Annotated in this window: 10 protein-coding genes; 8 read left to right on the top strand and 2 right to left on the bottom strand. The window is 67.2% G+C overall.

All coding sequences use genetic code 11. From position 1 onward, the window contains the following. The first annotated feature begins 183 nt into the window (after positions 1 to 183). The 3 genes from M1O15_RS11075 (at position 184) to M1O15_RS11085 (ending at position 2,861) form a co-directional block, all read left to right on the top strand. Positions 184 to 696 carry a DUF5949 family protein gene (locus M1O15_RS11075; RefSeq protein ID WP_248633364.1) on the top strand — a complete coding sequence of 171 codons (513 nt, stop codon included), beginning with the start codon at positions 184 to 186 and terminating at the stop codon, positions 694 to 696. A gap of 130 nt (positions 697 to 826) precedes the next feature. After that, positions 827 to 1,498 carry a vitamin K epoxide reductase family protein gene (locus M1O15_RS11080; RefSeq protein ID WP_248633366.1) on the top strand — a complete coding sequence of 224 codons (672 nt, stop codon included), beginning with the start codon at positions 827 to 829 and terminating at the stop codon, positions 1,496 to 1,498. Positions 1,499 to 2,147: 649 nt separating this feature from the next. Further along, entirely contained in the window at positions 2,148 to 2,861 is a 714-nt protein-coding gene (locus M1O15_RS11085) for a hypothetical protein (RefSeq protein ID WP_248633368.1), read from the top strand. Between the two features lie 220 nt (positions 2,862 to 3,081). Here the strand turns inward: M1O15_RS11085 and M1O15_RS11090 are convergent, their stop codons facing one another. Next, a complete protein-coding gene (locus M1O15_RS11090; RefSeq protein WP_248633370.1) occupies positions 3,082 to 3,330 on the bottom strand; it encodes a hypothetical protein in 249 nt (82 codons plus the stop codon). Positions 3,331 to 4,510: 1,180 nt separating this feature from the next. On the opposite strand from M1O15_RS11090, the gene M1O15_RS11095 reads away from it, so the two are divergent. The 5 genes from M1O15_RS11095 (at position 4,511) to M1O15_RS11115 (ending at position 10,248) form a co-directional block, all read left to right on the top strand. Further along, entirely contained in the window at positions 4,511 to 5,191 is a 681-nt protein-coding gene (locus M1O15_RS11095) for a KpnI family restriction enzyme N-terminal domain-containing protein (protein ID WP_129845332.1), read from the top strand. A 65-nt stretch (positions 5,192 to 5,256) separates the two neighbouring features. Then, positions 5,257 to 6,678, top strand: a complete 1,422-nt coding sequence (locus M1O15_RS11100; protein ID WP_248633372.1) for a transcriptional regulator — start codon at positions 5,257 to 5,259, stop codon at positions 6,676 to 6,678. Beyond that, positions 6,679 to 8,499 (top strand): SNF2-related protein, encoded by a 1,821-nt coding sequence (locus tag M1O15_RS11105; RefSeq protein WP_248633374.1) that lies wholly within the window; start codon positions 6,679 to 6,681, stop codon positions 8,497 to 8,499. Between the two features lie 286 nt (positions 8,500 to 8,785). After that, positions 8,786 to 9,739 (top strand): NaeI family type II restriction endonuclease, encoded by a 954-nt coding sequence (locus tag M1O15_RS11110; RefSeq protein ID WP_248633376.1) that lies wholly within the window; start codon positions 8,786 to 8,788, stop codon positions 9,737 to 9,739. Beyond that, entirely contained in the window at positions 9,736 to 10,248 is a 513-nt protein-coding gene (locus tag M1O15_RS11115; RefSeq protein WP_282576579.1) for a very short patch repair endonuclease, read from the top strand. The genes M1O15_RS11110 and M1O15_RS11115 overlap by 4 nt, the downstream gene beginning before the upstream one ends. Positions 10,249 to 10,291: 43 nt before the next feature. On the opposite strand, the gene M1O15_RS11120 is transcribed toward M1O15_RS11115, so the two are convergent. Beyond that, positions 10,292 to 11,587 (bottom strand): DNA cytosine methyltransferase, encoded by a 1,296-nt coding sequence (locus tag M1O15_RS11120; protein ID WP_248633380.1) that lies wholly within the window; start codon positions 11,585 to 11,587, stop codon positions 10,292 to 10,294. Positions 11,588 to 12,003 lie beyond the last annotated feature (416 nt).

The raw sequence follows: 12,003 nt of genomic DNA on the forward strand, positions 1-12,003 counted from the left end.
GATGCCTCCCGGTGGCTGGTGGGTCGTCAACTTCGCCGGGGTCAACGACCCGGACGGGGAAGCGTTGCGCCGGAGCGCGCGTACGGGCGCTACCCGGTCAGGTGAACCGGGGCGCCGCACTCTGGGCCGAACGGGTGAATTACGGGGCAGACGCCCGCGCGTCCGGGGCTACGATCCGGCGCCATGACCTCTTCCCCCGCCGTATCCCCCGGGCGCCAGGCGTCCCCGCTGGGCACACTCGCCGTCATCGCCTGGGCCGGTGACCCGGACGCCGAACCCGGACAGCCCCCGCAGGTGCCGTTTCTGATGGTCTACTCGCTCGGTGACGGACGGGACGGCCCGGAGGCCGGGTCCGAGGCGCTGCGGGCCGAGGTGGAGAAGGCCGGGCTGTCGATCGGTGACAAGGTCTCCGACCTGGCACGGGAGACCCGGGTGCCGATCAGCCTGCTGGTGGAGGCCGAGCAGGCGGCGCTGACCATGCCGTTCCTGCGCGTTCAGTGCGCGGTCCCGCCGGAGTGGGAGCGGGCCGCGCACCAGAGCGGCAAGGTCTATCTGATCGTCTCGCTGCGCCCCTGGCCGGAGGCGGTGCACGGCCGTCCGGTCGACGAGGAGGCGCTGCGGGCCTTCGCCGGTGACGAGACGCTGATGGACGTCAGCGCGCACTGCCTGGTCCCGGTACGGCGGGTCCGCACCTGAGCGGCGCGCACCGGAAGACGCCGAGGCACCGGCGGCGGGTGGTCACCCCACCCCCCGCCCAACTCCCTCGTCCTGCTGAATATTTGCCCGTAAACCTCCCTGAATGTCTTCCGCGTGTAACGTCGCCGGCATGACGATGACGCGGGTGGAGAACGAGGCGGCCCCGGGCCCGGCGGCCAACACCGGCCGCACGGACGGACCGGACGGACCGGACGGATCGCGTGGTGCGGTCGGCGCCGGGCGGGCGTTCGCCTGGATGCTGGTGGTGACCGGCGCGGCCGGATTGCTGGCCGCGTGGGTGATCACCCTCGACAAGTTCAAGCTCCTCCAGGACCCGGGCTTCACACCCGGTTGCAGCCTCAACCCGGTGGTCTCCTGCGGCAGCGTGATGCAGAGCGACCAGGCCACGGTCTTCGGCTTCCCCAACCCCATGCTCGGCCTGGCGGCCTACGCCGTGGTCATGGGCATCGGCCTCGCCCTCCTGGCCGGCGCCCGCTTCCGCCCCTGGTTCTGGCTCGGCCTGAACGCCGGGACCCTGTTCGGCGTCGGCTTCTGCACCTGGCTCCAGTACCAGTCGCTGTACGAGATCAACGCGCTCTGCCTGTGGTGCTCACTGGCCTGGGTCGCCACCATCGTGATGTTCTGGTCCGTCACCTCGCACAACATCCGCCACCACCTGCTCCCCGCCCCGGCCGGAGTGCGGTCCTTCGCCCGCGAGTTCACCTGGGTGCCGCCCGTGCTGCACATCGGGGTGATCGGCATGCTGATCCTGACCCGCTGGTGGGACTTCTGGACCGGCTGAGCCCGGGGGGCCGGCTACCCGGAGCTGCTGGGTACCGGGAGAGGGCGGTCGGCCCTCTGCCGTGGAAGGGAGAGACGGCGGCCGATCTCCTCCCATTCCCCTCACGGAGCGGCACGGTGGCGATACAATCGGCTTCCCTGGGGGGCAGGTTTCCGCATGCGTCCCATGCCGTGGTGTCGGGTCCCCCGTCGCGCAAAGAGCAGCCGGGCCGCCGAGATGCCGTGCACCGCCGAGATCAGCCGCACCAACCCTGGCTGCTTCATCTTCCTCGTGGACCAGTCCGCGTCGATGAGCGATCCCATCGGCACTGGCGAGATGGTCCAGCAGCGCGCCCAGGTCGTATCGGACGCCGTCAACCGGCTGCTGACCGGGTTGTCGGTCAAGTGCGCCAAGGAAGAGGGCGTCCGCGACTACTTCCACGTCGCGGTGATCGGCTACGGTCACACCCAGGCCGGCTCCGCCTTCACCGGCGCGCTCACGAATCCCTGCACCTGGCCAACGCAAGCCGGGACGTACAGATCAATCAGCAGATCAGGGACCTCCGGACCGAACTGCGTGATGCTCAGTCCGGATCACCGCCACCCTCAACAAGACAACCAACACACTGAAGGCCGCACTGAGCGGGCTGACCGCCGAGGAGCAGAAGCACGTGGACACGGCGCTGAGATCAGCGATCACCGCGCACATCCAGAACACGCTCCGCAAGGCTTCGATCCAGGAGGCCAAGAAGCTTTCGAACAGCAGCAGCGGGACGGTTACGGCCCTGACCGCAGCTGGTATCCGCACGGCCGCCGACTTCACCAGGGTCCGGTATGTACAGACCGGCCGGTACAGCAACCCTGACGCGTACCTCATCCGGCCCAACGGCCAGCAGGTCAAGGTTCCAGGCGTCGGCGAGGTGAGAGCACGCGCCTTCGGAAGCTGGCGGACATCACTGGGGCAACGGGCCCGGAAGTCGGCTCCCACCAGCGTGAGCACCCAGGAACGGGCCACGATCCGTCAGCAGTCCGCCGCCCAGAAGAAGCGCCACGAATCGCAGATCGCTCAGGCCGAAGATGCCGCTCGTCAGGAACGCCAGCAACTTCAGCAACGCATCACCACCCGCCGGCAGCAGATCAACAAGGAGAAGCAGCAACACCAGACGGCCGCGCAACGTCAGCGTGCAGTGCTGCTTCAGCGCCAGCTCGCCGACGTAGCCACGAATCACGACCGCATGGTCACCGCAGACACGGAGCACCGCCGCGCCTTCGGCCTGCGCCGCTACCTTCGTTTCCTTGCGACAAGCCACCGACCGGCCGCATGCCGGGGAGTATGGAGGAACGAAAGGCCGGGTCAGATGATGTCTGACCCGGCCCTTCTCTGAGCCGCCTTCGGGATTCGAACCCGAGACCTACGCATTGCGAAGGCTGGTGGGATCGTGACAGCACCTGCCGACACGTGCCGGCAGGTGCTGCTTCCCCAGGTCGCGGGCAGGCGGCACCCACAACCGCATCGCTGGATGCCGCCTGCTGCCGCGCAGTCCGCTCACGCAATGCTCACGCGGCACAGGACCCTGGGGGGCCTGTGCCGGCAGGTCGCCGCCGTCAGCGGATGAAGAACCGCGCAGCGATGACCTGGATCGCGATGGCGCCGCCGGCGTATGCGGCACCCTTGAGGGCCTGGACGGTGAGCGCCCAGCGGAGGAAGCGCAGCCGACTCAGGATCTTGCGCCACGAGCACCAGGCGGTGAGACCGCCGGAACCGCTCTGGCGCATCCGGATCGACTTGACGCGGCGCGTCCAGTCAGCCTTGATCTTCCTGGCACCCTTGGCCAGGTAGGCCGTATAATTCACGGGAGGGAACTCCTTCTCGTCTTCGATTCGAAGTAGGGCGTTTCCTTCAGGGGAGGTTGGACGCGGTTGGGAAGCCTTCTGTCCGACCTCTCCTGCCTTACCGGTGCGGCGGCGCGCGACAGCCGCCACCGAATGCCCGGCTACGAGAGCCCGGCGATTCGACAGTCACAGAGTAGCGCCTCCAGTGGTCGACAAATGCACCTGCGCCGCTTCATCCAATCCTAATCACACCCAAGAGCGGCAAGCGCGATCTTTACGGTATCCCGGCCCGCAGATTCCGCCGACCGCAGAAGTACCTCCATTTCAGGATTCATCCGATTTCGACTCAGCTCTGACACCAGGGAGCCGCACTCGTCCTCGGGAAGGGTCGCACCGAGGTTCCACAGGAGAGCGGTCCGGGCCGCCGGGGGGAGTGCGGCAAGGGAATCCGGAGTACCGCATTCCGGCTTGTCGGCAGCCGCACTGTTGCGCCGGTCCCCGTCGGCGGGCTGGCCGCCTCCACTGTTGCGCCGGTCCCCGTCGGCGGACTGGCCGCCACATGAGCATGCGCTCGCACAGTCAACGCAAGCCGAGTGCCGCGCCCTCAGCAAGAGGCGCTCCACACGCGCGAGGTCCTCGCACAGGCGGTCCGTCCCGGCGATCTGCGCAGATCGCACCAGCCGCCTCAAGGTCAAGAGGGCCTCGGGGCGGGGCAGCCTCCTCCCGTGCAGCCAGTGCGAGAGCAGGGAAGGGGAGACACCGAGAGCCTGCGCCTTCTCGGCCATGGTCGCCCCGGGGAGGAACCGGGGCAGCACCTCCCGGAAAGCGAGCGCGAAAGCCTTCACCCCCTCCGTGGCCTCGTCCACGCAGGAGTTTTTGATCGATCCGAGTGACGGCATGCAAAGGAGCCTCTCGCTCGCCGGAGACCACCAGGGTTTACGTGATCACCAGAACCCTACCCCTTCCTTTCCACATCGCAGAGCCGTCCGGCATTATTACGCGAATGTATTTATGGCAGCGGCTTCAATGTGTTCAAAAATCACCATTTAAGGGGCAAAACGGATCTTTACTCCACCGGAAGGCGTAAAGATCCGAAACCACTGGAACGGACGACGCCACTTGTGCTAATAATGAGTAGGAATCGTGGCCCGTGATGCGTCTTCAGGGCCGCACCGGAAGTTCGGCATGAAATGGAGGCGCTATGACGCCGTCGTGGCGCGATGACAGCCTCGGAACGATGAAGCGGGTCGCCCTCTGGCTCGTGTCGGAGGTCGGCGAGGGGCAGCCCTTCACCAAGGAGGCGCTGCGCGACGCCTTCCCCGGGGTGTCCCAGGTGGATCGGCGCATGCGTGATCTCCGCGACTTCGGGTGGCGAATCGACACGAACAGGGAAGACGCGGACCTCGACTCCCACGAGCAGCGTTTCGTGAAGCGCGGCGACCCGGTATGGGAGCCCGGCCGAGCCACTCGGAAGACCGGTACGACGGCGATCGGTGCCGGGCGTCGCCGCGAGGTCCTCCAGCGGGACGGCAACATGTGCCGCTCCTGCGGGATCGTTCCCGGTGAGACCTACGCCGGCACGTACGAAGCGGCCCAGCTGGACATCGCACGGCGCGAGGTCCTGAAGCCCGGCGGGTCGAAGGCCACCGAGCTGGTCACCGAGTGCAAGCGCTGCCGCATCGGCGGCAGGGAACTGGTCGCAGACTTGGACCGAGTGCTTCAGGAGGCTGCCGGACTCAGCTCCATTGAGCGCGATGTACTGTCCGGCTGGGTGGAAGCCGACGAGCGCCAGTTCAGCCGACTGGAGCAGCTCTGGAGTGACTACCGGTCCCTGCCCGAGGAGTCGCGCGCCCATTTGCGCAAAGAGCTGGGCGTCGACTGAGCATCCAGCAGGCGCGGAGGGCATTCGAAGCAGGACGAGCAGAGGCAGGAGCGAGGACAGCGGACATGGCCAAGGATTACGGGCTGCCGCCCAGGGCCGAGGAGAACCGGGCCACCGTTGCGGCCCGGCTGGCGGAGAGCGCGGCCGGCGGAGGCACCCGCGAGACGTTCACCGTCGAGTGGCGGGGCAAGCCGGAGCATCTCGAAGTGGTCGAGATGCAGGTCGGCGACCTCTACTACAACCCGGCCACCCATCGGATCCGGGCGCAGGCTGATCACGATCCCAAGAAGTCCGAGCTCCTCGAAACGGACCCGTGGAACACTGATGCCCAGCGGTACCTGGGGCGTCTGCTGCAGGTGGTTCCCGCCGATCCAGCAAAGACCGATCCCGCGTTCGACGAGCTCACCGCGAGTCTCAAGGAGTTCGGACAGACCGAGCCGGGGCTGATCACCCACGAGGGCGTCCTCGTCAACGGCAACACCCGGCGTGCCGCGCTCCTGGAACTGCACGGTCCGAACCACCCCATGCGCGTGGCTGTGCTGCCCTCTTCCTGCGACTGGCAGGACGTGGCCGCCGTCGAGCTCTCGCTGCAGCTGCGCAAGGAGCACCGGCGGGACTACTCCTACATCAACCGGCTCCTCGCCGTGGAAGAGCTGGTCGATCAGGGCACCCCGCTCGCGGCGATCGCAACCACCTTCCGCACTACGGCTGCGCGGGTCCGGCAGGACCAGTGGGTGCTGTCCCTCATCCGCCAGTTGATCAAGCGCAGTGCAACCTCCGGCGAGCGGCTGTCACTCGTCGCGTTCGAGGAGCACGCGGAGAAGTTCCGCGAGCTGCATCGCGCCTACGAGAAGCAGTACAGCGTCAACCCCGAGCGGGCCGATCTGCTCGTGGAGAACCGCCTGGCCGCCATGCTCATGGGCTTCGCTAAGACGGACGTGCGCTTTATCGATGACAAGTTCCGTGACACGTACCTCTCGGAGAACCTGCCAGCCGGCCTGGCCCCCGACCCCGCTCCGTCGCAAGGGGGCGTAGCAATCCCGGGCCTGGGGCGTGCCGTACAAGGCCCCAGCCTGGCTGTCTCGGCCGCCAGAGCCCTGACGGATGTCGTCCTCCACGCTCGGGCGGTCACCCAAGCCGGTAGCTCCGCCCCGGCGGAAGTAGTCGCTGCGGCGCAGGACGAGGTCAGGCTCATGCACCAAGCGATGGACCGGGCCCTCACCAACGCCGGCCGCGACGCCCGCATCACCAAGCGCAAGCAGGCCGCTCCTGCTCGCCTCGCAGACGCGAACCGCAGCATCGAGCAATGCGTCACGGACCTCGTCCTCTCCCGATCGCAGCGAAGCCTTGATGAGGAAGCCTTCGACGATGCCCTCGTCGAACTGCGGAAGAGGCTGGAGAAGCTGGCTATCGAAGCCCGACGGACGGTCGGCGAGCCTGGCGACGGCTTGTCCTGGCTGCTCGAAGCCACAGAGAAGGCACGCTGAGTGGGCAGCCAGCCCAGCCTGGTGATCGGCTTCGATACCACGCGCACCCAAGCGGCGCTCAGGACCGTGCCCGAGTGGCGCGGCGAGTTGGGGCAGATGATCGCCAGCTTCCCCAGCGGCCGGATGACCGACCGGCTGTCCGCCGCGGTCCCCCTGGACAGCTTCCTGGCCAGTATCAGCTCCCTGGCAGAATGGCCGCAGCCTGAGAGCGTGGTCTGGGAGGACGACTTCCGCCGCATTGTCAGCGAGATGCTCGACACCGCCGAGACGGCGGATCGCCTGCTCAACGGCGCGCCGGGCGAGGAGGGCGCCGCCCCGGAAGAGGTGCCAGCCCTGCTGGGCGACTCCTGGACGGGAGCGCTCACCCCCTTCCAGCTCCGGGACATCGCCCGGCTGCTCTCAGTCGGCCACGGGGCCAACTTCAGTGTGCCCGGCGCCGGCAAGACCCGCGTCTCTCTGGCTGTGTTCGCGGCGCTGCGGGAGCAGGGAACGGTCAACCGCATCCTGGTGGTCAGCCCGAAGTCGGCTTACGAGGCGTGGCAGCTGGAGGCGCGGGAGTGCTTCTCCTCGCCCCTGGACGTACAGGTGCTCGGCAAGTCGGTGCCCCCACCAGCAGACGTCCTCCTGGTCAACTACGAGCGGTTGGACCGGGCACTGGCGGGCCTGTCGCAGTGGCTGAAAGCAGCCCCGACCATGCTCATCCTCGACGAGGCGCACCGCATGAAGCTCGGCGGAGCGGGTGTCTACGGGGCTGCCTGCATGGCACTGGGGCCGCTCAGCCGCGTGCGCATGATCCTCAGCGGTACTCCGGCGCCGAACGGGGCGAAGGACCTGGAGAACCTGCTGTCCTTCGTCTGGCCTGGCCACGGGCGACGCGTGGTCACCCAGGCGGTAGACGGTGGCGACCTGGCCCACGCAAGCCAGGTGCTGCGCCCCCTCTACACCCGGACGACGAAGGCGGAGCTGGGGCTTCCGCCTGTCGACTTGCGCGTCCGCCCACTCAGGATGCCTCCGTTGCACCGTGAGATCTACGACGCCTTGATCGGCAAGTTCTCTCCGCGCGCAGCTGCCGACCGAGGCGATTTCGAGGCATTCGGCAAGGCAGTCCTGCGTCTGCTCATGGCCGCGACAAGCCCAGCGCTCCTTGTCGGCGGCTCGACCCGCTACGAGCCGCTGAGCTTCCGTGTCCCGCCCTTGGAAGTCCCGGAGGGGGACTCGCTTGCGGCCCTCCTCCGGAAGCTCCCGGACTACGAACTTCCACCCAAGTACACGGAGACGTTGTCCATCGTCTCCGCCAATGCCGCAGCCGGCAGGAAGACCCTGGTGTGGACTGGCTTCGTCCGGAGCATCACGTCATTGCAGACGCTGCTCGCACCGTTCCAGCCCGCCGCAGTGCACGGGGGCACTCCGGACCGGGAGGAGGAACTGCGCCGCTTCCGCGAGGATCCGGATTGCAGCGTCCTCATCTCCAACCCGGCGACCCTGGGCGAGGGCATCAGCCTCCATCAGGTCTGCCATGACGCCGTGTACGTCGACCGCGACTTCCAGGCAGGCCGGTTCCTCCAGAGCCTGGACCGCATCCATCGACTTGGCCTCTCACCAGACACGGAGACGCGGGTCACCATCCTCACTGCTGCGGAAAGTGTCGATGATGTCGTCTCCATGCGGCTCGCAGAGAAGCTGGAGTTCATGGGCAGCATCCTCGACGACCCCGAGGTGCAGCAGCTCGCTGACCCGGAGGACGAGGCCCCGATGGCCGCAGGGATGAACTCAGCCGACGTCCAGGCACTGCTGGACTATCTCAGGGGGCGCCCGGTTTAGGGCGCGCCGCCAGCCCTCCGGTTAGCCGTCAGAGCGTGCCCCCGCTGAGGAGCCGCTCAATGGCGTCCGCTTCCCGCTGCAGCACGATGCGTCCATCGCCGTCGCTGAAAGCGAGGAGGCGGCAGCCCGCATCGGACCCTGCCTCCGCTAGGAGGCCGAGAGGGAGTACGACCTGCCCCTCATCACCGACCAAGAGTCCTGCTGGTCCGCGTATCACGCCAGCAGTCTGCCAGCACAGCCGAGCAACCGACTGCCCCGGCACATCCTCTGCCGGTAGAGTCCCGCTGTGGACGGCGAAACGATCAGCGTGCAGACGCCCCTGTGGCCAGTCGACGGGGGCGATGACCCGGCCTTGGAGGCGGTGGCCGAGGAGGTTCTACGCGCGGACCCGGACGGCAGGCGGTTCGCTGGCGCGGTCCGCCGCAGCATCGACATGCTGCTGGACGGCCAGCACACCGGGCGCTTCCGCTGGGACCAGCTCTTCAAGACCGAGAAGGCCCACCTGGGAACCCTGATCGAGATCAATGTGCAGCGCGAGTTCGGCTTCGCGGATGGCGCCAGCATGGACTACTCGATCGCCGGGTCAGACGTCGACTGCAAGTACTCCCAGACCCTCGGCCAGTGGATGATCCCGCCCGAAGCCCACGGGCACCTGCTGCTTGTTGTCTGGGCCAGCGACGAGCAGTCCACATGGTCAGTGGGACTTGTTCGGGCGTTGCCCGAACGGCTCAACAACGGCGGCAACCGCGACGCCAAGAAGACGCTGAACGCGGCCGGGCGGGGCGCAGTGCGATGGCTGTTCCGCGACGCGCCCCTCCAGGAGAACATGCTGCTGCGCCTCTCCGAGGAGGACATCACCGCTGTCTTCTCCCACAAGAGCGGCCAGCGCCGCGTGGACGAGATGTTCATGCGGGCGCAAGGGCGCCGGGTCAGCCGCAACGTCGTTGCTACGGTGGCTATGCAGGAGGACTACATGAAGCGCGTCCGCTACAACGGCGGATCACGCTCCAGGCTCCAGCGCCACGGAGTAGTGATCTTGGGTCACTACACCCGCCACGGGCGCATCGCCGAAGCCTTGGGGCTGCCGGTTCCCGGCCCCGGTGAATCTGTCAGTGCCCGCCTGACCCCTGCACGGGCCCACCACGTAGGGGTCCCGACAGTAGAGCTGGACGGACAGGAGTGGGTCCTGGCCATGGCCGACGACCCAGAAGAGACAGTACCGAGACTGCCGGAAATATGAACGGACGCAGCGAACCCGGCGCAGTGCCGGAGTCGGGGACTCGGGCGGGACCGTGGGTCCCACCCGAGGGGTCGTGGGCTTCGTCAGCCGCAAACCGACGCAGCATGCTGGGCAACCGGAGCCGCGACACGGCTCCGGAACTGCTGCTGCGGTCACTCGTCCACGCAGCGGGGCTGCGCTACCGGGTAGCGGCCAAGCCTTTGCCGAAGATGCGGCGCACAGCCGACATGGTCTTCCGCCCCGTAAAGGTAGCTGTCTTCATCGACGGATGTTTTTGGCACGGCTGCCCTGACCACTTCGTCATGCCGAAGACCAACCGTCCGTATTGGGAAGACAAGATCGGGCGGAATGTCCAGCGCGACCGGGACACCGACCAGCGCCTGGCGGACGAGGGCTGGCTCGTGATGCGCTTCTGGGAGCACCTAGATCCCGAGGCATGCGCCGAGACCGTTATCGACGCGGTGAAGTCTCGGCGGCAGTCGGCAGTTGGGTCGCGGCGGTCCCATTAGTCCCGGCGGACACAGCGCCCGCCTTTGAACACGCCCTTGGGGGTCAGCTGATCTTCGCCTGGTTCAGCGAGAAGAGCTCGTGTCGCTGGTGCCCCTCCTGGCCGACGAACGCCTTGAATTCGCCGAGGCTGTACGCGTACGTGCCGCCGGAACGCTGCTCCCTCCGGATCTCGAAGTCCTTTTCGAGATGCGCAATGTGCCGCTCGACCTCGGGTTCAGACAGCCGCTTGCCCGCCTTCTCCAAGCGGCCGATGATCTGGGTGATACCGATGAACCTCTGCTTCTCGGCCTCCGCGCGGAGCAGTTTGTACACAGGGTCGTGCACCGTCTCGGTGTCCTCGACCAACGCCGCCGGGGCACCCTTCTTGTTCAGCGCGCGGGCGATAGACCGGCCGATGGCCTCAGCCACAGGCGGAGGGAAAGCGTTCCCGACCTGACGGTACTGGCTGGTCTTCCTCCCTGCGAAGACCCACTTGTCCTCAGGCTTCCATCCCTGGATGCGGGAGACCATCTCTACCGTGAGCTTCGGCCCGGGCTTCCCCTCGGCAGGCTCCCAGTCCTCGCCGGGCGCTTCGTCCGCCACACCATGGGCATCGACCCCGAGCTTGGCCCAGGCCGCCTTGGCACGGGTAGGCCCCAGGTCCGCCCCGCCGTGCTTTTTGGAACCACCGACGATGGTCGGCGCAATGTCGTTAGCACCCTCAGCCCACTTTTCAGCGCCCTTCCAGCCGCGGGCAGCCATGAGGTCGTAGAGCGTCTCGCCGACCTTCGGACGCTCGCCTTCCAGAGGCTTCGGCCAGGCAAAGTAGGGTGCGTACTCCCGCTGGAGCGCCACAAGGACGAACCGCGGGCGTAGCTGCGGTACGCCGAAATCCGCAGCATGGAAGAGCTCCCACTGCGCTACGTAGCCAGCGTCTTGCAGCGTGTCCAGGACGTTCTGCCGGTAGGCGGCGAAACGGTTCGCGCTGAGCCCTCGCACGTTCTCCAGGAGGAGGGCCTTGGGCCTCACCCTCTCAGCGAGACCGACAGCCCAAGCGAACAGGTCTCGCTCGTCAGCGGCGCCAAGCTGCTTCCCTGCGATAGTGAAGGGCGGGCAGGGCACGCCACCGGCAATCAGGTCGGGGGTGCCGTGCTCGGTACAGAACTCCTCAGGGTTCCAAACCGACCGGTCGGCCACATCTCCAGTGCGTACATCGCAGCCCGGCATGTTGCTTTTCAGGGTTTCTGCGGCCCTGGGATCGAGCTCCACGGCAAGAGCGTGCTCGAAACCGGCGCGCTCCAACCCCAGAGCCTGCCCGCCAGCACCTGCGCAGATCTCCGCGACCTGAAGCTTGGCCATTCGTCCTCCATACGTGCGCACCGCCCGCCGCGCGCTCGGCTGCACTCGCGACGGACCGGACTCGAACACGTTAGCGAGTCCGTCTCCGCTCACGAACATCCCAGCAAGATCGCAACAAGTCCACTGGGTCGGGGCAAGAACAGCTGAGCTGACCGCGAACGCGATCAGCGAGATGGCCCATATTAGTTCGCCGGCATCAGCCCGTGCGGTTATCCACAGGCCCCGCTCCACGAAAAGCGACGAACGACTCATCGGCGGACAAAGCCCTGGTTGATGCGGAGCGATGTGACGGCCCTGGGCAATTCGGACACCGAGCGTAGCCACTGGAGCCGTCTACAGGCCCCACGACCGCAGACCTGGCCGGGCTGACCCTGTCACGCGTGCATGGTTCCGGCCAGTTGCAGGCCGGAATCGAC

The organism is Streptomyces lichenis (assembly GCF_023218175.1).
Taxonomy (GTDB): Bacteria; Actinomycetota; Actinomycetes; order Streptomycetales; family Streptomycetaceae; genus Streptomyces; species Streptomyces lichenis.